The sequence below is a fragment of the Ruegeria sp. HKCCE4148 genome (assembly GCF_017872495.1).
GTDB lineage: Bacteria > Pseudomonadota > Alphaproteobacteria > Rhodobacterales > Rhodobacteraceae > Ruegeria.
Window position 1 is genome coordinate 530,180 of record NZ_JAEDOS010000003.1, and the last position, 19,352, is coordinate 549,531.

16 protein-coding genes are annotated in these 19,352 nt (G+C 57.8%); 9 read left to right on the top strand and 7 right to left on the bottom strand.

The features are described 5' to 3' along the window. Positions 1 to 14: 14 nt before the first annotated feature. Both I9187_RS12445 and I9187_RS12450 read left to right on the top strand, forming a co-directional pair. Positions 15 to 575, top strand: a complete 561-nt coding sequence (locus I9187_RS12445; protein ID WP_171179968.1) for a helix-turn-helix transcriptional regulator — start codon at positions 15 to 17, stop codon at positions 573 to 575. Between the two features lie 53 nt (positions 576 to 628). Continuing rightward, entirely contained in the window at positions 629 to 1,792 is a 1,164-nt protein-coding gene (locus tag I9187_RS12450; RefSeq protein ID WP_171179970.1) for an MFS transporter, read from the top strand. On the opposite strand, the gene I9187_RS12455 is transcribed toward I9187_RS12450, so the two are convergent. Beyond that, on the bottom strand, positions 1,784 to 2,266 hold the full coding sequence (locus I9187_RS12455; protein WP_171179972.1) for a hypothetical protein: 483 nt from the start codon (positions 2,264 to 2,266) through the stop codon (positions 1,784 to 1,786). The two genes, I9187_RS12450 and I9187_RS12455, sit on opposite strands and share 9 nt — an antisense overlap. Before the next feature lie 96 nt (positions 2,267 to 2,362). On the opposite strand from I9187_RS12455, the gene trkA reads away from it, so the two are divergent. The 5 genes from trkA to I9187_RS12480 all read left to right on the top strand — a co-directional run bounded on the left by trkA (position 2,363) and on the right by I9187_RS12480 (position 7,248). Next, positions 2,363 to 3,739, top strand: a complete 1,377-nt coding sequence (gene trkA / locus I9187_RS12460) for a Trk system potassium transporter TrkA (protein ID WP_171179974.1) — start codon at positions 2,363 to 2,365, stop codon at positions 3,737 to 3,739. Then, the gene (locus I9187_RS12465; protein WP_171179976.1) at positions 3,739 to 5,277 is read left to right on the top strand and encodes a potassium transporter TrkG; all 1,539 of its coding nucleotides are present in this window, start codon (positions 3,739 to 3,741) and stop codon (positions 5,275 to 5,277) included. Before trkA ends, I9187_RS12465 begins: the two co-directional genes overlap by 1 nt. Positions 5,278 to 5,408: 131 nt before the next feature. After that, positions 5,409 to 5,648: an RNA chaperone Hfq gene (gene hfq, locus I9187_RS12470; protein ID WP_005982826.1), complete on the top strand. Its 240-nt coding sequence runs from the start codon at positions 5,409 to 5,411 to the stop codon at positions 5,646 to 5,648. Next, positions 5,648 to 6,919, top strand: a complete 1,272-nt coding sequence (gene hflX / locus I9187_RS12475) for a GTPase HflX (RefSeq protein WP_209509291.1) — start codon at positions 5,648 to 5,650, stop codon at positions 6,917 to 6,919. Before hfq ends, hflX begins: the two co-directional genes overlap by 1 nt. 20 nt (positions 6,920 to 6,939) lie before the next feature. Then, positions 6,940 to 7,248 (top strand): putative quinol monooxygenase, encoded by a 309-nt coding sequence (locus I9187_RS12480; protein ID WP_171179979.1) that lies wholly within the window; start codon positions 6,940 to 6,942, stop codon positions 7,246 to 7,248. Between the two features lies 1 nt (position 7,249). Here the strand turns inward: I9187_RS12480 and I9187_RS12485 are convergent, their stop codons facing one another. The 4 genes from I9187_RS12485 to hemB form a co-directional block, all read right to left on the bottom strand. Continuing rightward, a complete protein-coding gene (locus I9187_RS12485) occupies positions 7,250 to 7,645 on the bottom strand; it encodes a nuclear transport factor 2 family protein (protein WP_171179982.1) in 396 nt (131 codons plus the stop codon). Positions 7,646 to 7,754: 109 nt separating this feature from the next. Next, positions 7,755 to 10,217: a penicillin acylase family protein gene (locus I9187_RS12490; RefSeq protein ID WP_209509290.1), complete on the bottom strand. Its 2,463-nt coding sequence runs from the start codon at positions 10,215 to 10,217 to the stop codon at positions 7,755 to 7,757. Positions 10,218 to 10,387: 170 nt separating this feature from the next. Further along, complete coding sequence (locus I9187_RS12495) at positions 10,388 to 10,963, bottom strand: YSC84-related protein (protein ID WP_209940208.1); 576 nt, start codon at positions 10,961 to 10,963, stop codon at positions 10,388 to 10,390. A 145-nt stretch (positions 10,964 to 11,108) separates the two neighbouring features. Then, the gene (hemB, locus tag I9187_RS12500; RefSeq protein ID WP_171179988.1) at positions 11,109 to 12,107 is read right to left on the bottom strand and encodes a porphobilinogen synthase; all 999 of its coding nucleotides are present in this window, start codon (positions 12,105 to 12,107) and stop codon (positions 11,109 to 11,111) included. Positions 12,108 to 12,226: 119 nt separating this feature from the next. Between hemB and I9187_RS12505 the strand changes: the two genes are divergently transcribed. Both I9187_RS12505 and mfd read left to right on the top strand, forming a co-directional pair. After that, positions 12,227 to 12,751 (top strand): component of SufBCD complex, encoded by a 525-nt coding sequence (locus I9187_RS12505; protein ID WP_171179990.1) that lies wholly within the window; start codon positions 12,227 to 12,229, stop codon positions 12,749 to 12,751. Between the two features lie 21 nt (positions 12,752 to 12,772). Next, positions 12,773 to 16,231 (top strand): transcription-repair coupling factor, encoded by a 3,459-nt coding sequence (gene mfd, locus I9187_RS12510; protein ID WP_171179992.1) that lies wholly within the window; start codon positions 12,773 to 12,775, stop codon positions 16,229 to 16,231. A 145-nt stretch (positions 16,232 to 16,376) separates the two neighbouring features. On the opposite strand, the gene I9187_RS12515 is transcribed toward mfd, so the two are convergent. Together I9187_RS12515 and I9187_RS12520 are read right to left on the bottom strand one after the other, a co-directional pair. Then, positions 16,377 to 18,035, bottom strand: coding sequence for a hypothetical protein (locus I9187_RS12515; RefSeq protein ID WP_171179995.1), 1,659 nt, complete (start codon positions 18,033 to 18,035; stop codon positions 16,377 to 16,379). Between the two features lie 58 nt (positions 18,036 to 18,093). Beyond that, positions 18,094 to 19,302, bottom strand: a complete 1,209-nt coding sequence (locus tag I9187_RS12520; RefSeq protein WP_171618889.1) for a multidrug effflux MFS transporter — start codon at positions 19,300 to 19,302, stop codon at positions 18,094 to 18,096. Positions 19,303 to 19,352 lie beyond the last annotated feature (50 nt).

The window sequence follows — 19,352 nt, forward strand, 5'->3', positions numbered from 1 at the left end:
GGGCTTAAAACGCAGTGAACCGGCTTGAAACCCGCGGCTATCCAGGGTTCGGAAAGCGCCTGAAACGGCTGCGCCGGTCGGTTGGGTTCAAGCAGGCTCATCTGGCTGAATTGTTGCAGGTGGATCAGGCAACCGTTTCGCGGTGGGAAAGAGGCGGACAGACACCGCCGCCCGAGACCCAACAGGCCGTCTTTGCGGCCCTTGGTCCGGCCCGTACTGATGACAGCGCATTGCGGCGGTTGGTCATGAGTTCGTCAGATTGTGTGCATTTGGTCGAGGAGGCGAGCCACAGGTGTCTTGCCTATTCTGCTAGCCGGGCGCGCGATTGGAAAACCAGCCAGAGCGCTTTGCTTGGTGTGTCGCTGTGGCAATTTGCAACGGAGGAAATACAGGCAGCCGAGGCCGAACTCAATGCGGATGGATGGTGGGACATGTATACGCCCGCACCAAAGGCGTTCCTGACGTCCGAAGCTGTCCATGACCGTATTCGCATCAGCGCGGGCGAAATCATCTGGGAACGCCTGTATCTGTCTGACGGCACGCCTGTTCGTCTGGTCAGCGGTTCCAGACACTAGGGTCGCATAATTTATGCGTTCCGCGACCGGGCGCGGCACGTTAGAAGCGCCCAATGCTACGGGTATTTCAGGTCCTCATTCTTTGGCTGGCCGGATTGGGTGCGGCGACGCAATTTGCAAAAATTGCAGTTCCGTTTCCCGAGCTTGTCTTACTGTATCCTGATCACACCGAAGCCATGGGATGGTTGCTGTCGATCATCAGCCTGATCGGAGCCTTGCTTGGGGCCTTGTCCGGGGCCATCGTAGGGCGGGTTGGGCCCATGAAGCTTTTGATCTTCGGCTTGTGCCTCGGTGGCGCGATTTCAGTGTTTCAGGCGACATGGCCCGGATTTTACATCATGCTGGCCAGTCGCTTTGTTGAAGGGCTTTCGCACCTGGCCATTGTCGTCGCTGCGCCCACACTGATCGCGCAGATCACGACCGGCAAAGCGCGCAACATTGCGATGGTCCTTTGGAGCACGTTCTTTGGCGTCGCATTCGCGCTGAACGCGTGGATCGGACTGCCGCTGATCGCCTCTTTCGGTCTGACCACTTTCTTCCTTCTGCATGGTTTCTTGATGCTTGGGGTAGCTGGTGTGATCCTGATCTGCCGGATGCGCGTGCAATTTGCCTCTGACACCAAGCTCTGGCGGTGGACAGAAGTGCTGAACGTTCATCTGCGCACCTATCGCTCTCCCTTCGTGTCAGCCCCGGCAGTGGGGTGGTTCTTTTATACGCTGACCTTTGTGTCACTCCTGGCCATCCTGCCGGGGCGATTGCCGGACGATATCAGCGCGCATGTCGCCGGGTTGATGCCGCTGGCAGGAATTGTCCTGAGTTGGATAGCTGTTCCTGTCCTATTGAATGTGATGCCCTGTGTCGCGGTGATCAATCTGGGGTTCGGGTTGGGCATTTTTTCCATTTCCGTGGCCTTCCTTGGCCTGCCGTTGGAGATCGTGTGCGTTCTACTGTTTGCCGTTTTGGGGCTCGTACAGGGGGGCAGCTTTGCTGCAGTACCGATCCTGAACCAAACGGCCGAGGCGCAGGCGCTTAGCTATGGGGCCATGGCGCAGATGGGCAACGCGGGAAACTTGCTGGGTACACCGGTTCTGCTGGCGGTTTTGTGGCGCGTGGATGAGGCCGGGATGCTGCTGAGTATAATCGGAATTTATGCGATCGCGATCCTTGCGCATACCGCGCTGGCCCGCCAGCGCGCAGCACAAACCAACTCAGCCTGACTGACCAGGCGAAATGATCTGAAAAGACCCGTCATCGAATTTTACAAAACACGATTGCGTTGTAAGCGGTGGCAATGTTGTTGTACGCGTTGCAGGTACGCTTGATTTTACGTTTTGCTTGCAGGGCGGCAGGCTGACGGGGCGGAACCCTTTTTGCGCCATGCACTGCGCCTCGACCGTGTTGCGCAGGCCCTGGTTCACATCCACGGTATAGACCCGACCGGGCTGCCACCATCCCGGGGACTGGTAACACCGTCCCCGACCGTCGCAATAGGTGCGCCCGGGCCAGTATGTTGGCGGGCTCTGGCGGATTTGATTGGCAACCGGCACTTCTTGTACCGCCTTAAGCTGGCACTGTGTCGTCTCTTGTTGCAGGCGGGAAACGGTTGCACCTTCGCGGTAATAAAGCGAAAGCGGCCCGCCGCATGAGGACAGCACCATTAGGGTTGCAAGCATAGGAAACAGCGTTTTCATATGCTTATCTTGCCGCAGCCGCACAGAGATGACAATTCAATTGACCGCTTTGGGGGCATCTGTCATTCAATCCTTTCAGGCAGAAGGGCCAGAAACATGAAGGTCATCATATGCGGCGCGGGTCAGGTTGGCTGGCAGATTGCGCGGCACCTTTCGGGCGAACTGAATGACGTAACAGTCGTGGACAACAATCCCGATCTCGTGCGCCGGGCAACGGAAACGCTGGATGTGCAGGGCATTGCAGGGTTTGCAAGCTATCCTGACGTGCTGGAACGGGCAGGGGCCCGCGACGCCGATATGATAATTGCTGCGACCCATTCTGACGAGGTGAACATGGTTACCTGTCAGATGGCGCATTCGGTGTTCTCGATCCAGCGTAAGATCGCGCGCTTGCGCTCCAAGTCCTATCTGGAAGCCATTCATTCGGACCTTTACCGCCGCGATCACTTGCCCATCGATGTGGTGATCAGCCCCGAACGCGAAGTGGCTGCTGCAGCGATGCGTCGCCTGTCGGCGCCGTCGGCCTTTGACACCGAGATTTTCATGGATGGCAAGGCGCAGCTACTGGGCATCAGGGTGGAAGAGGATTGCCCGATTGTGAATACGCCGCTCCGGCAACTGACTGATCTGTTTTCCACGCTCAGTTCGATTGTGGTTGGTGTTCGGCGCGAGGGTACGCTGTTCGCGCCTGAATCCGAGGATCAGCTGTTCGTAGGCGACGAGTGTTACGTCTTTACCAATGTGAACGACGTGAACCGCACCATGGAAGTGTTCGGAAAAGCCCAAAAGCGACAGGATCGGGTTGTGATCGTTGGCGGCGGCAATGTCGGTTTGGAGGTGGCCAGAACGCTGGAGGAGCGCGAAAGCCGCGTGCGCGCAAAGGTCATCGAACGCGACCGCCAATGCGCCGAGATCGCCGCCGAAGCGCTGGAGCGGACGATTGTTTTGCATGGGGACGGTTTGGATTCCGGCTTGCTGAGCGAGGCCGGGATCGACCGGGCCGACGCGATGCTGGCCGTCACGGATGACGACCGCACGAACATGCTGGCTGCCGTGCGTGCCAAGGCCGAAGGCTGTGCGCTTGCGATTGCGCTGATCAACGATCCCAGCATGGTTGCCCTTATGGGACCGTTGGGCATTGATGCTTATATTAACCCGCGCGCTACCACCGTCAGCTCGATCCTGCGCCATATCCGGCATGGGCGTGTTAGACAGGTCTATTCCATCGGTGACGCCGAGGCCGAGGTGATCGAGGCCGAGGTTCTGTCGACCTCTCCGATGGCGGGGCAGAAACTGCGCGATATCGATTTCCCCGAGGGTGTGCTGGTTGGTGCCGTGCGCAAAGGAGACGAGGTTCTGCGTCCGACGGGCAGTCTGCGGATTGATGAAAAGGACGTGGTCGCAATCTTTGCCATGGCCAAGGACGTGCCCGAGGTCGAACGTCTGATGCAGGTCTCAATCGATTTCTTCTGATGGCGCGCGCAGGGACACAACAGGTTGGGATTCTGCGGCGTTTACCGTTGTTCCTGCTGATCTGGGCTATCGTGTCGCTGGCCATGTGGATTCCGGCAGTCTATGCTCTGGTGCTGGATGATCACGATACATCGCGGTCCTTTCTTTACTCGGGCCTTCTGGGCCTGTTTCTGGTCGCAATAATTGCAATGGCCTCTTCCAATCGCATTCCACGGCGGGGGACTTTGGGGCAGTTAGCGGTGATGCTGGGCTGTTTCACCATCCTGCCGATCTTTCTGGCGATACCGCTCCATGATGCGCTTGGCACGACCACATTTCTGAACGCCTATTTCGATATGGTCAGCGCGCTTACAACGACCGGGGCTGATCTGTTTCCTGACTACAACCGGCTAAGCGCGCCGCTGCACCTTTGGCGTGCGCTGGTCGGTTGGATGGGTGGCTTGCTGATGTGGATTGCGGCCGCTGCGATTCTGGCGCCGCTGTCCCTTGGCGGGTTCGAGGTAACAGCCAAGGGGCAGCCCGGTCGGCCGGTGTCAGGTGTTGCGCAAAGCGAACGCGTGGACCCGCGCGGCCGTTTGCTGCGTGTAGCGCGGACGCTGACACCGGTATACGCCGGGCTGACTGTAGCGATCTGGGTTCTTCTGATGATCGCGGGTGAGGCCGGTTTGACCGCCGTTTGCCACGCAATGTCGGTGATGGCCACGTCCGGTATCTCTCCGGTTGGTGGTATGGAGGGGGCGCAGGCCGGGTTTACAGGTGAAGCGATCCTGTTTCTGTTCCTGTTCTTTGCCCTTTCGCGCCTGACCTTCTCGACCGATACTGCCGCCACAGGGTTTTCTCGTTTGGACAGAGACCCCGAGTTTCGCATCGGCCTGATGATCGTTCTGGCGGTTGCACTTTTATTGTTTTTCCGGGTGGTGGCCGGCGTCACCGAGATCGGTGGGCAAATCGCTCCACTTCAGGCGTTGCAGGTGATTTGGGGTATGCTGTTCACCGTGCTGGCCTTCCTGACCACTGCCGGGTTCGAAAGTGCGAACTGGAACGATGCGCAGCAATTGTCGGGTCTTGGCACGCCGGGGTTGTTGCTGATGGGACTTGCGCTGATTGGCGGTGGGGTCGCCACCACGGCCGGAGGCGTCAAGCTGTTGCGGGTTTTTGCGTTGTACCTGAACGGTGCGCGCGAGATCGACCGATTGATCTATCCCTCATCCGTTAGCGGTGTCGGGGGCGGCAACCGGCGTATTCAGAGCGACGGAGCCTTTATCGCCTGGATCTTTTTGATGCTTTTCGCTCTGACGCTGGCGGTGTTCAATCTTTTGCTGGCGGCGATGGGGGCCGGATTTGAACAGGCAATGGTGCTGAGCGTTGCCACCCTGACGACGACAGGTCCATTGATCGAGCTGGCGACGGATGTCCCGATCCGGCTGATTGATTTGTCCGCAGGGGCAAAACTTACGCTCTGTGCAGCGATGGTGATTGGTCGTCTGGAAACGCTTGCAATTATTGCATTGATCACACCGTCGCTGTGGCGGGATTGAACCACAACGCCCGGCCAACGTTACCGCCTTATTTTTCATCTGGAATATCTCTGCGCGGCACTCCATACTCGCCCGGAGGGAGCGCGTTGGTCCGCAGCGCGTAGCAAGAACAATGGCGAGATTATAAAAATATGGCTTCGGACAGACAGAATCTTCAGGATGCCTTCCTGAACAATGTACGGAAAGCTAAGGTTCCGGTAACGATCTTCCTGATCAATGGCGTGAAACTGCAAGGTGTGATCACCTGGTTCGACAATTTCTGCGTATTGTTGCGCCGCGACGGACAGTCGCAGTTGGTCTATAAACACGCGATTTCGACCATCATGCCATCACAGCCGATCAATCTGTATGAGGGCGAAGACGCCTCTTGATGGAACATGACCGGAGGCGCACCCGAGCCTGGGTGCTGCATCCCGAAATCAAATCAGATGAACAGCGCCGTGTTCCCGAACCGGCGCTGGCTGAGGCGGTTGCACTGGCCGCTGCACTACCCGATCTGGATGTGATTGGGTCCGAGATTGTACGCCTGCAACGTGCCCAACCGGGGCTTTTGTTCGGCAGTGGCAAGATCGAGGAACTGACCGAACGGCTGCATGACAGTGAAATCGAGTTGGTTTTGATCGACGGGCCGGTCACGCCCGTGCAGCAACGCAATCTGGAAAAGGCATGGAAGGTCAAGATACTCGACCGAACAGGGCTGATCCTTGAAATTTTCTGCGATCGCGCGCGCACCCGTGAAGGGGTGCTGCAGGTCGAGATGGCGGCTCTCAGCTATCAACGCACGCGATTGGTGCGGGCCTGGACCCACCTTGAACGGCAACGCGGCGGGTTGGGATTCGTTGGCGGACCCGGTGAAACCCAGATCGAAGCCGACCGCCGCGCCATTGACGAACAATTAGTCAGACTAAGGCGTCAGCTGCAGAAAGTGGTCAAGACCCGTACCCTGCACAGGGCTGCGCGCGCCAAGGTGCCGTATCCAATCGTTGCCCTTGTGGGGTATACAAACGCGGGCAAGTCAACGCTGTTCAACCGTCTGACCGGGGCCGAAGTGATGGCCAAGGACATGCTGTTTGCCACGCTGGACCCAACCATGCGTCGCGTCCAGCTTCCTGACGGCCCTGAGGTGATCCTGTCGGACACGGTGGGCTTTATCTCGAATTTGCCGACCGAGCTTGTGGCGGCCTTCCGCGCAACCCTCGAGGAAGTGCTGGGCGCGGACCTGATCGTTCATGTGCGTGACATCAGTCACGAAGAAACGGATGCGCAGGCCCAGGATGTTGAGACTATCCTGACCTCATTGGGCGTCGATGAAGAACGTCCACGGCTTGAAGTTTGGAACAAGATTGACCTGCTCAGCCCCGAGGACAAGGACGCCGCTTTGGCGCGGGCTGAACGGGACCCGGCGATATTCTCAATCTCTGCTGTAACGGGCGAAGGCGTCGGTCCGCTGTTGGCCGAGATCGCCACACTGCTTCAGGGTGCACGGCACGAGGTCGTCCTGAACCTGTCTTATGCCGAGGGGGACAAGCGGGCGTGGCTGTTCCGTCAGGACGTTGTCCAGGATGAGGATCAAACCGAAGAAGGGTTCCGCCTGACTGTTTTGTGGACAGACAAACAAGCCGCGCAGTTTGCGTCGCTTTGAACAAGGTGGAAAGGTCAGCTATGACGGAAAATTCAGATCAAAGAGTGTTCTTGAACGGCCTTATCGATGTACCGCAGGACCGGCTTGAATACGTGCGGGCAGCTTTGCCGCTCCATATTGCTCTTACACGCGCGGAAGAGGGCTGTATGTCTTTCGAAGTTGTGGAAGATCAGACAACGCCTGGGCGGTTCATGGTGTCGGAAGTGTTTGCAACGCAAGCGGCCTTTGACGCCCATCAGGTGCGAACCAAGGCGTCAGACTGGTTTCAGGTCACGCAGGGAATACCCAGGAACTACACGATAGAAACGGCTGCGGATCGGACACGTTAAGCTATTTGCCGTCAATCTGCCGTTGATAGTCTTCTGCGTCGAACCAGCCCAGCGAAGACTTAACAAGATAGTCTGACGTCAATTCCCACTCTTCCCAACCGCGTGCCACAACGTGATTGCCGGTTTCGGCGTGGTTCCCTTCTAGGGTCCAAACAAAAATAGCGTGAGATCCGGCCCATCGCATCATATCGCAGCGGACCTCTAGATCAGGAAAGTCGGCGTAAAAGCCACGAGCCATATCGGCAATCGCTGCGCGCCCTTCTATGGGGTCGCCCCGATTGATCGTGATTTGTCCATCAGGTGCAAAGAAACCGGCAACTGCATCGGGGTCACCGGAACTCCAGGCAATTGCGTAATCCCGCGCGAGATTGTTCAATGTATCCCGAATACTGGCCATATTCGCCCCCCTTTGGTCCCACATAATCGGTGGAATGATCATAGGCGAAAAAGGTTCAAGGTGCTACGATGCCCCAGAAACCGGGGCGAGGAGTTGCCGATTAGGCGGATTATCGCGGGATAAGATTGGTCACGCCAACCGCTGCAGCGCGGGCCAGATCAAGGTCCAATGACATCGGGATATACTCGCCACGCCGCCAAAGCTGTGCCTGATCGTCGTAGTAGCGCGACAGGAAGTGCCCCGATTGACCGGTCGCAGTGATAAAGACCGAGCTGTTGGGATCAGCAAAGTCGTACACCCCGCGATACCCCGCACCGTGTACGTTCTGGAACGGATCCGGGCCTTCGCCTGACGTGCGCCCGCGCAGCAGCGTATTGTCGCCACCGCTGGTCGATTGGCGGATGTTCACGAAATAGCGCAGGACAGGCACGTCGCCCAGGACCGGGTGATCATGCGTGGCTTGATGCGCATCGCCCCAGCGCAGGGATTCCAACGCGCTGCCATAGCGCTCAGAAATCCAGATCAGGGCGTCGTCCAGCGCCAGACGAGCCATTTCTGTGCAGGTCTCAACCGGGGCGCTTTGTCGTACATCGCACCAGACGCTTGCTCCGTCGATGTCACGATAAACGCGTTCAATGAACAGCGGCTCGACGTGTTTATATTCGCTGGCCAGTGGCCCAAGCTCATCCGCGATCAGGCGGATCTGAAGAGCGCGCAACCATGCCGCATAGATCAACGGCTCGGGCAGGTGTTCATTCATCTCACCATTCCAGTCTGCCAGCAGTGACAAGGCGATCTGGCGCTGACGTTCCGGTGTGCCCTCGGGGGCCGAGGCACCGGTGAACCACAGGTCTGCGCCGATGAGCGGTAGCAGGGACCGCGCCGTGAAGCTGACGGTATCAAGTTGCGCTTCGATAAAGCTGTCGCGGGTGTGGACCTCACGCGATTGCATCAGGCGATCCCAGCGATGCACACGCTGTGTGTCGCCCCATTCGTAAGAGATATGATTGGGAAAAGGACGGTCGATAATCTTGTTGTTCGTATTGCCCAAAATGCCACCGACCGGTGCGACAAATTCCGGATTGTCCGCATAGGGCAGGCGGCCCTGCCAGCGGTTTGCCTCGATCCAGCCGGGCGTTGGGATGCGCCCGCGGCTTTGGTTTTGCAGATCCCGGCTGGGCATGGCACCGATCAACTTCATCCCAATTGTAGTCCGGTCGACCAGTGACAGGTTCTGGGATGGGGCGATGAACTGCTCGCCCGCTTGTATGGCCTGACGCACGTTGTCCGCATTCATGAGCGCCATAGAAGCGGTCATCGAAGTGTCGCGCGGGCTGAGCGCCGTCCAGGACAGAGACGCCACATGGCCGGGAGGCGTGATGGTCTCCAGCTTGTAATCCGTGCCGGGCAGCACCGGGCCGTTGTCTGTCCAGCGCAGCGTTAGTGTGACTGGCGCCTCGTCTTTGATGGCGATGATCGATGGGCGGGTCAGAAATTCTTTGTAGCCATCGGGGGTCAGATATTCCTCTGGGTTGTCCGGGTTCAGCTGTTCTATGTGCAGGTCCTGATCATCCAGATAAGATGAGGTCAGCCCCCATCCCAATCGGTCACTGCGTCCGGTCATAATGGCAGGAACACCGGGTATCGAGGCTCCGATCACACCACCTTTTTTAAGATCAAGATGGGCCAGATACCACACACCGGGGGCTGTGAAACCCAGATGCGGGTCGTTTGCCAGCAAAGTGCCTCCACTTGCCGACCGCGATGGGGCGGCGGTCCAAGCATTGGACGCTCCGGCCAAGCCGCGTTTGGGAAGCGGTGAGAGGGGTGTTTCGGGTATTTCAGTACCGGCGGCGTAGCGCGGCAGATTGGGAAACAGGTACGCATATTCCGGAAGGGCCGCGATGCCAGGACCGGGGACGTCAGGCAGGATGTCGGCCAGACGCTCGGGGTTGTTCAATATCAAAGAGGTGCGGGCGCGCAGAACCTCATCACTCAGGTGGCCTGAAAGTTGCAAAGCCATCAGCTTGATGACCGCAATGCTGTCGCCCGGTTGCCAGGGCGAGACGGGGGCGTTGAACAGGAACATTTCCGGCGCACCGCGACCCAAAGCCTCCTCATTGATTTCGGTCAGCCTTGCATTGACCCCGGCGGCATAAGCCCGCAAGGCGGCTTTGGTATAGTCATCCTGCACCTCGACCGAGCGATGGGCGAGGCCATAGAGATCCAGCCGCCGCAGCAACTTGTCGATGCGCAGCGTGCGTGTCCCGAAGACTTCGGACAAACGGCCTTGCGCAGTCCTGCGCATCACAGTCATTTGCCACAGCCGGTCTTGTGCGTGGGCATATCCCAGTCCAAAGAACACATCCGGATCGGTTTGGCCCAGAATATGCGGCACGTTGGCGGTGTCGCGAACGATCTCGACAGGGGCGGTAAGACCATCAACTTCAAGGGTCTGGTCGTAATCCGGCAGGGACTGGCTTGCCAGGAAATAGACAAGGCCAACCGCGGCGAGGATCAGAATAATCAGACCCGACGCGATGCGCACCAGCCAGCGGAAAACAAGACCCATTACTGCCCCATATTATCTTTTGGAATAAGGTTGCGCAGAGATTAGAGGATGGTCGGTCTGACCGAAAGAGGAACGCGGCAAGAACCTGCTTGGAAACGCTTATAAATAATTGCCCCGCCGCAGTGTTGTGCTGCGACGGGTGCCATGTGTGGGGGAAGTGGTAATTTGGGTTATGGAATAATGCGCGTGTATTTCGTGCCTTCGATGGTCGCGCCGAATTTCAGACCGGCCTGACCAAAGACCGCCGCCAGCACTGGCGTACGCAGTGTAGTTGTGTCCGTGGACAAAGAATTCCCAGTTGAGTCAACCACATAGCCAATATCGGCGCCGGCTGTCCATCCGCTGGAACGGCGGAAATCGTTCAGTGCAGCTTCGGTCATAAAGAACAGGACATGCGCATATTGCTGCGCACCAAATTGCAGGCCGGCGGTTCCGGAAATTGCGGAATAGTAATCGACCGTCGCCCCGTTGATGCGCAGCGCGCCTTGCCCGTAGGCACCGCCAAAAATGATCAACCCGGCGTCAGTTATCAGGGGCATGACCAACATACCGTTGGCTTTGTTCGCAATCTCAACCGTGTTGGGATATTTCGCGTACATCTCGGTCAGCGTGGCGTCCACGCGGGCGTCGATTGTTGCCGCGTTCGAATTGCCGACGCCGTTGCCGCAGGCAGCCGTCAGGGTCAGACCTGCCATGCCAAAGGCAAAGCCGCGACGGCTCAGTCGGGGGAAAGGGGAACTGCTCATGGTTTTTATATCTCTGTAACTGTGCCTGATGTTGTCGGGTGAACCCGATCTTGTGGGCAAGGATACGCCGATTGGCCCCATGTGTCACGGGAAAGCTGCTCGCCAACGCCAGTTCGTCGGCGAAAAATTGCGAGTCCTTGGGGTTTTAGCCCTGAAGGATGCGCGCAACCTGCGGCGAGAAATAGGTCAGAATTCCATCGCATCCGGCCCGCTTGAAGGCCAGCAAGCTTTCCAGCATCACCTTCTCTCCATCAATCCAGCCATTCTGCGCGGCCGCCTGAATCATCGCGTATTCACCGGATACCTGGTAAGCATATGTCGGCGCGCCGAAGCCGTCTTTCACACGGCGGCAGATGTCCAGATAAGGCATGCCGGGCTTGATCATCACCATGTCCGCGCCCTCAGACAGGTCACGCTCGATCAAACGTAGAGCCTCGTCCGAATTGGCCGGGTCCATCTGATAGGTCTTCTTGTCACCCGTCAGTGCGCCCGAGGCCCCAACGGCATCTCGGAAAGGCCCGTAAAAGGCACTGGCGTATTTTGCTGCATAGCTAAGGATCATTACGTTGTGATGGCCTGCACCTTCCAGCGCGCGGCGCATTTCTCCGATCCGACCGTCCATCATGTCTGATGGGCCGATGATGTCAGCACCGGCTTCGGCCTGAGCGAGAGTCATTTTGACCAATGCCTCTACGGTCTGATCGTTGACAATCTCACCGTCGACAACGTACCCGTCATGGCCATTGATGTTGTAGGGGTCCAGCGCAACATCGGTCATCACGGCGATGTCGGGGGCAGCAGCTTTGATTGCGCGGATGGCGCGATTGGACAGGTTGTCCGGGTTCCAGGCTTCGGCACAGTCTTCAGTCTTCAGTGCGGAATCTGTGTAGGGAAAGATGCAAATCGCAGGTATCCCAAGCGCTTGGGCTTCGACCGCAGCCTTGGCAATCAAGTCAACCGACCGGCGCACCACACCCGGCATCGAGGGCACCGGTTCTTCAATTCCGTCGCCATCGCGCACAAAGACCGGCCAGATCAGGTCATCGGTGGTCAGCGTGTTCTCTCGCACCAGCCCGCGAATTGCCTCAGACTGACGCGCCCGCCGAAAGCGGGTCATAGGGTAGGGGGCAATAGTCGGTTTCATGGCGCGTTCTCCTTGAACATTCGTGCATTGGGTGGCATGAATTCACAAAGGTCTCAAGGGTATCAATGGACGCGCCACCGCGATGAACCCCCCTGAGTGGTTTGAATAAAGGGTTGGGTTTGGACTGGTACTCTTCGATCTTTGAACTCATTGACATGCGCAGCTTTTCGAATCTGTGGTATTGGATTGTGCTGGCGGTATTTTGGTCATCCGCCAGTCATTGGGTGATGGGCATTCCGTATGATTTGGTTGTTCGTGCGCGTCGGATTGGCGGGCAGGTTGAAATCGACCTTCTGGACATTGTGCGCATTCACACGAACCGGATTTTGCTGATCGTAGATATGTCGGGTGCCATCCTCCTGGCGCTTGCGTGCTTTATGCTCACGGGTTTGGCAATGCTGGGTTTCTACTATGACGTAGAGTTTGCACAGGCGGTGTTTTTGTTGGCGTTTCCAATGACTTTGGTGTTGCTGGTGAACATATCGCAAGCAAGACGTCTGCGCCGGCAGGAACTGACGCTGGAAACTGTTTCCAAGACCATTTCACGCTGCAGGCTGTACACGCAGATCATCGGCATGATCTCGATACTGGTCACTTCTTTCTGGGGCATGTATCAGAACATCTCGATCGGCGTTCTTGGGTAGAAAAATCTGAAAGGCGAGGCGATGAAGGCTCCGAACCACGTGACAGTTGGCGGTGCCCCCGAAGGGTTTGACGCGCAGCTCGTACTGAACGAAATCGCCCGCAGCAACGGGCCGGTGGCCCATGTCGCACGAGATGACAAACGGATGGAGGCGATGCGCGCCGCGTTGGCCTTCTTTGCCCCCGACATTCCGGTTTTTGTGTTTCCCGGCTGGGATTGTCTTCCTTACGACCGTGTGTCGCCGAACGCGGATATTTCAGCGGCACGAGTGGCCACTTTGGCGGCACTGGTCCATCAGATGCCGCAGAAATTCGTACTGCTGACCACGCTGAATGCCGCGACCCAGCGCGTACCCGCGCGCGAGGTGCTGCGCGAGGCGGCGTTTACCGCGCGTGTTGATCAGCGCATCGACGAGACCGCGCTCAGGAATTTTCTGGTGCGTATGGGATTCACCCAAAGCCCAACGGTGATGGAGCCCGGCGACTATGCCATTCGCGGCGGCATCATCGACATCTTCCCGCCGGGCGAATCCGGTCCTGTCCGTCTGGATCTTTTCGGAGACGTTCTGGACGGTGCGCGTCGCTTTGATCCGGTGTCTCAGCGCACCACTGAAAAGCTGGATGTAGTGGAACTTGCGCCTGTATCCGAGGTCATTTTGGACGAGGCCGCTATCACCCGGTTCCGTCAGAATTATCGCATCGAATTTGGCGCGGCAGGTACAGATGATCCGCTTTACGAAGCGGTCAGTGCCGGTCGCAAACATCAGGGCATCGAGCATTGGCTGCCGTTTTTTCACGACAAGCTTGAGACGCTGTTTAACTATCTGCCGAACGCCACAATCACCTTGGATGATCAGGTCACACCAGCGCGTCTGGCGCGGTGGGATACGATTGCCGATCAATACGAAACCCGGCGTCTGGCGCTGGAAAACCGGTCCCGCATGGACACGGTTTATAAACCGACGCCTCCGGGGCTGCTGTACCTTGACGATGCCGCGTGGGAGGCCGCAGTTGCAGATCGCAGGGTGATGCAGTTCAGTCCTTTGCCGCAGGCATCTGGGCCCGGTGTCATTGACGCAGGCGGGCGAATTGGGCGCAACTTTGCCCCGGAACGTCAGCAGGAGAACATCAGCCTGTTTGGCGCTTTGGCCAGCCATATCACAGCCAAGCTCGACAAAGGCCCTGTGTTGATCGCCTCTTATTCAGAAGGTGCGCGCGAACGTCTGACCGGTTTGATCGAAGATGAAGGTCTGGCCGAGGCCATCCCGGTGACGAACGGCACCCGCATCGGTAAACGCGGTTTGCATCTTGCTGTTTGGGCACTGGAGCACGGGTTTGAAACCCCTGGCCTGACAGTCATCGCCGAACAGGACGTATTGGGTGACCGCCTGATCCGCCAGCCCAAGAAGCGGCGCAAGGCCGAGAACTTCCTGACCGAGACCCAATCTCTTAGCCCCGGTGATCTGGTGGTGCATGTGGACCACGGGATCGGTCGCTATATGGGGATGGAGGTCGTTACAGCCGCAGGCGCCGCGCACGAATGCCTGCTGCTGGAATACGCCGAGCAAGCCAAGCTGTACCTGCCGGTCGAAAACATCGAACTTCTGTCGAAATACGGCCATGACGAAGGTTTGCTGGACCGTCTTGGTGGTGGCGCTTGGCAGGCCAAGAAGGCCAAGCTGAAAGAACGCATTCGCGAGATGGCGGACAAACTGATCCGCATCGCCGCTGAACGTGCCCTGCGCAAGGCTCCGGTGATGGACCCGCCGCCGCACGCGTGGGAGGAGTTCAGCGCACGCTTCCCGTATCAGGAGACCGATGACCAGCTGCGGGCCATTTCGGATGTGATGGAAGACATGCATTCTGGTGCCCCAATGGATCGCCTGATCTGTGGCGACGTGGGCTTTGGCAAAACCGAAGTCGCCATGCGGGCCGCCTTTGTGGCGGCCATGTCCGGCGTACAGGTGGCCGTCGTGGCACCAACAACCCTGTTAGCCCGCCAACACGCGGCCAGTTTCAAGGAACGGTTCCGCGGTTTTCCGCTGGAAGTGCGGCAGCTGTCGCGGTTTGTGTCCGCGAAAGAAGCTCAGCAAACCCGTGATGGGCTGGCACGCGGAACGGTGGATATTGTGATCGGCACCCATGCTCTGCTGGCCAAGACCATTCGGTTTAACAATCTGGGCTTGCTGATCATCGATGAGGAACAGCATTTCGGCGTAGGTCACAAAGAACGTCTGAAGCAACTGCGCAGCGACATTCACGTGCTGACCTTAACCGCGACTCCGATACCTCGGACGCTGCAATTATCGCTGACCGGCGTGCGCGATCTGTCGATCATCGGAACGCCTCCCATCGACCGCTTAGCCATCCGAACATATGTCAGCGAGTTCGATGCCGTCACGATCCGAGAGGCGCTGTTGCGTGAACACTATCGCGGCGGTCAGAGTTTCTATGTGGTACCCCGTATTTCGGACCTGCCGGAGATTGAAGAGTTCCTGAAGGACCAACTGCCCGAACTGACTTATGTGGTGGCGCATGGTCAGATGGCAGCGGGCGAACTCGACGACCGAATGAATGCGTTTTACGACGGCAAATATGACGTGCTGCTGGCCACGACCATTGTCGAAAGCGGGCTCGATATTCCGACCGCAAACACAATGGTTGTTCACCGCGCGGATATGTTCGGTCTTGCGCAACTCTATCAGATACGGGGGCGGGTAGGGCGGTCGAAGACTCGTGCCTATGCTTACCTGACTACCAAGCCGCGTCAGAAGCTGACCGCCACGGCTGAAAAACGCCTGCGCGTTTTGGGCTCGTTGGATACGCTGGGGGCGGGGTTCACACTAGCGTCGCAAGACCTGGACATTCGCGGAGCAGGTAACCTTCTGGGTGAGGAACAGTCCGGCCAGATGCGCGACGTGGGGTACGAGCTCTACCAATCCATGCTGGAAGAGGCGATTGCCAAGATCAAGGCAGGTGAGATGGAGGGGCTGTCGGATGCCGACGATCAATGGGCCCCGCAGATCAATTTGGGCGTGCCGGTTCTGATCCCGGAGGATTACGTGCCCGATCTGGATGTGCGCTTGGGCTTGTATCGCCGCCTGTCCTCGCTGTCGACCAAGGTGGAGCTAGAAGGGTTCGCCGCCGAACTGATCGACCGGTTCGGAAAACTGCCAAAAGAGGTCAACACTCTGATGCTGGTCGTTCGCATCAAGGCGATGTGCAAGCGCGCCGGGATTGCCAAGCTGGATGGCGGCCCAAAGGGCGCAACCATTCAGTTTCACAACGACAAGTTTGCTTCGCCTCAGGGGCTGGTCGAATTCATCCAGAATCAGCGTGGTATGGCCAAGGTCAAGGACAACAAGATCGTTGTGCGGCGCGATTGGAAGAAAGACAGTGACAAGATCAAAGGTGCCTTTGCGATCGCCCGCGACCTTGCTGAAAAAGTGGTCGCGCAAAAGAAAAAGGCCAAAGCCGGTTGAGATGTGGGCAGGGGGCGCTGCCCCCGCTGCGCGTTCCGCGCATCTCCCCCGAGGTATTTGCGGCCAGATGAAGAGACGGATCCCCGCTTCATCTGGCTAAAAATACCTCCGCCGGAAGCATCGCGCGGCAGCGCGATCTATCCCACTAATAACGCATCGCGGCCTGCGCACAGAAGCAAGAGGCCGCCACCATCCGGTCGGCTCGTGCCAATGCCATGTCGAGCCGCTGTTTGATTTGGCGGATTTCCACCTGTTCGTTGCGCGCCATGAGGCAATCGTGCAACCCCTTCAGGCTCCACACATTGTCGGGGTGGATAGAGGCGCGGCTTAGCGCACCGCCCAAGCCCAGATCTTCGCGATATACATCTTCGGCTTCGGCCATATGGCCTTGTTCAAACAGCAATGCCCCAAGCGCGTGGCGGGTGGGCTGCATCCAACCCCAGGGTTCGTCATAGGGCAAGGTGTCGTCCAACTCGACCGAGCGACGTAGATGAGCAAAGGCGATTTCGAAGTTGCCTTTGCGATATTCGATCTCGCCCCGCAGCATTTCCTGTGCGATCTCGAGCAGATCGACCACACGATTGTTGTGCAGTCTGCGGGTTTCGGGGACGCATTCCTTGGCTGCGAGAAACAGGTTCTCTTCAGCTTCGGCGTGGACGACATCGCCGGTTGCGGCATGAGCGATGGCGCGGGCGTAGTGGGTCGTGGCTGTCAGGGTGCGGTAAAGGTCCGGATCGGAGGGAAGGTCCAGCGCCTTGGCCTCTTCCCAGCGGCCAAACCGGATCAGGATGTGCGGCCCCATGGACATGTAGCTTTCGAAGAAATCAGCCATGGGCGGGCTTTCGATACGCAGCATCTCTTCGGGCGTTGTATCCCAAAGGCCCTGATTGGCGCGCAGGGCGGGTTCGATCTGTCCCAGAAACAGGGCACCGTAAATCGCGAAGTGATAGTTGTGTTGACGATAGCCAGTGTAGATGTTGAACGCGCCTTCACGTTCGTAATACTTCAAGTCAGCTTCCGAGGCTTTTTCATTCCAGTGCACCACATTTTGGTAATGGCCGCACAGCACATCGATATGCGTCGGCATATGCACGAGATGGCCCGCATCCGGTACCAATGTGCGCAAAACATCCCCGGCTTTCAGTGCCTTTTCTGGCGTTGGCGACATCTCCATCAGGTGGACGTAAAGATGCAACAAGCCAGGATGGGACATTGCGTCGGGATCGTTGGCTATGGCCCATTCAAGCACCTCTTGTGCTTCAAGTGTGGCTGCGCCTTCTGCGGGTTGGCCGGTATTCAGATCCCACATCTGCCATGGTGTTAGGTTCAGCAACGCTTCGACATAGATTGTACGAAGGTCGAGGTGATCTTGGTGCGTTGCAAATGCCGCGCGCATTGCGTCAGCAAAGTCATGATCCCACTGGTGCATGTCCTCGATTGGATCGGATTGCGGGTAACGTGCGGGCAGAGCGTGGATCAGAGCCTGCTCAACAGGCGTGCAGTTATCGGCATTTTCCAAAGCCTTCTGCATTGCGTCATGGGCCAGCGTCAGTGCCTTTTTGCGTCCTCGGTCGTCCTGTAAGTCCCAGGGCAGGTTGTAATTCGGACCCGCCGCATAGGCCACACCCCAATGAGCCATGGCGCATTGGGGGTCATGCTCGACCGCGCGTTGAAAACAGGCGACGGCTTCTTCGTGATTATAACCGTAGGTCCAGTTCAGGCCCCGGTCGAACCACCGTTGTGCTTCGGGGTTCGAAGTGGAAACTGGGCAGGTGTATGTACCTAGATCGTAGTAGTCGCTCATTGAAAACCCTCCCCTCAGCTTGAGCGGAGGGTAGCGCGTTTCCAACGGCTTGCACAGGTCAGGCGGGCAGGCGCTCTTCCAAGCGGCCCATATGCAGCATGAGGCCGAAGGCAAGAACGCACATGGTCAGGATGCCGAAAGTCAAAGGTGCGATGGAACCGTCGAACAGCAATCCGATCGGGGCGGCGATGACGGCTGCCAGCACAGTCGAAATTGCCCCGATCACCGAAGCTGCCATGCCTGCAATATGGCCCATAGGCTCCATTGCGATGGCGTTCAGGTTGCCGATTGTCATGCCAGCCATGAAGAAAACCATGGTTTGCCAAAAGACGAACAGCGCAAATGAGGCGTTTGGCGGCAGGTTCGTCATGTTGAGAAGAATGACCAGCGATGTTATGGCGATCTGAGCGCCAAAGGCAAATGTCACCATACGTCGCATTCCGACACGCACGACCAATGCAGCGTTCAGCAAACTTGCCGACCCTGACATCAGGGCGACGAAGCCGAACCAGAAGGGAAAGCTTTCGGCCCGATCATAAATCACATCATAAACCGGCTGCACCATGGTAAGCATAGTAAACAGCATCCCCATGCACAGTGTCTGAACAAAGATCGACAGACGCACTGTGGGGTGGGCAAACATCTCTTGCACGGCGGCGATCATCAGGGGCAGGCGGAAGGGGCGACGGTTTTCTGCGGCGAGGGATTCGGGCAGGCGAACACCCATCCAACTGACAACGATCAGTGCAAACAGGATGAAAGAGACGAAGATGCCGCGCCAGCCGAACAGGGCGATCACACCCGCACCCAGCATTGGTGCGATGGCTGGAACTAGCGTGAAGATCATCATGGCTATTGATACGATTCGGGCCATTTCACGACCGGAATAAAGGTCTCGGATAATAGCCATAGCCACGACCCGCGGACCAGCTGCGCCTAAACCTTGCACAACACGTGCGATCAGAACCAGCTCGAGCGAGGAACTGGCCCACGCAACCGCAGATGCCGCAATGTAAAGAACTGCGCCGCCGAAAATTACGGGTTTGCGCCCCAACGCATCCGAGATCGGACCGGTAAAGAATGTGCCAATCCCCATGCCCAGCACAAAGGACGTCAGGATCAACTGTGCCTGATTGATGTCATCGGGGCTGAGCTGCGCGCCGATTTCTGGCAGGGCGGGCAGCATTGAATCGATCGAAAAGGCGATAGTGGCGAACATCATTGCGATTAGCGCAATGAATTCCGCCTTCGACATGCGGTTGGTCATGAAGAACTCCTAACCTGTTCGCGCTATCACGGCGGATCAGGTTAAGCCAG

Bases quoted from the DNA above. Each gene is read 5' to 3' on its own strand.
- I9187_RS12450 (WP_171179970.1), top strand. From the start codon at position 629: ATGCTACGGGTATTTCAGGTCCTCATTCTTTGGCTGGCCGGATTGGGT.
- I9187_RS12455 (WP_171179972.1), bottom strand. From the start codon at position 2,266: ATGAAAACGCTGTTTCCTATGCTTGCAACCCTAATGGTGCTGTCCTCA.
- trkA (WP_171179974.1), top strand. From the start codon at position 2,363: ATGAAGGTCATCATATGCGGCGCGGGTCAGGTTGGCTGGCAGATTGCG.
- I9187_RS12465 (WP_171179976.1), top strand. From the start codon at position 3,739: ATGGCGCGCGCAGGGACACAACAGGTTGGGATTCTGCGGCGTTTACCG.
- hfq (WP_005982826.1), top strand. From the start codon at position 5,409: ATGGCTTCGGACAGACAGAATCTTCAGGATGCCTTCCTGAACAATGTA.
- hflX (WP_209509291.1), top strand. From the start codon at position 5,648: ATGGAACATGACCGGAGGCGCACCCGAGCCTGGGTGCTGCATCCCGAA.
- I9187_RS12480 (WP_171179979.1), top strand. From the start codon at position 6,940: ATGACGGAAAATTCAGATCAAAGAGTGTTCTTGAACGGCCTTATCGAT.
- I9187_RS12485 (WP_171179982.1), bottom strand. From the start codon at position 7,645: ATGGCCAGTATTCGGGATACATTGAACAATCTCGCGCGGGATTACGCA.
- I9187_RS12490 (WP_209509290.1), bottom strand. From the start codon at position 10,217: ATGGGTCTTGTTTTCCGCTGGCTGGTGCGCATCGCGTCGGGTCTGATT.
- I9187_RS12495 (WP_209940208.1), bottom strand. From the start codon at position 10,963: ATGAGCAGTTCCCCTTTCCCCCGACTGAGCCGTCGCGGCTTTGCCTTT.
- hemB (WP_171179988.1), bottom strand. From the start codon at position 12,107: ATGAAACCGACTATTGCCCCCTACCCTATGACCCGCTTTCGGCGGGCG.
- mfd (WP_171179992.1), top strand. From the start codon at position 12,773: ATGAAGGCTCCGAACCACGTGACAGTTGGCGGTGCCCCCGAAGGGTTT.
- I9187_RS12515 (WP_171179995.1), bottom strand. From the start codon at position 18,035: ATGAGCGACTACTACGATCTAGGTACATACACCTGCCCAGTTTCCACT.
- I9187_RS12520 (WP_171618889.1), bottom strand. From the start codon at position 19,302: ATGACCAACCGCATGTCGAAGGCGGAATTCATTGCGCTAATCGCAATG.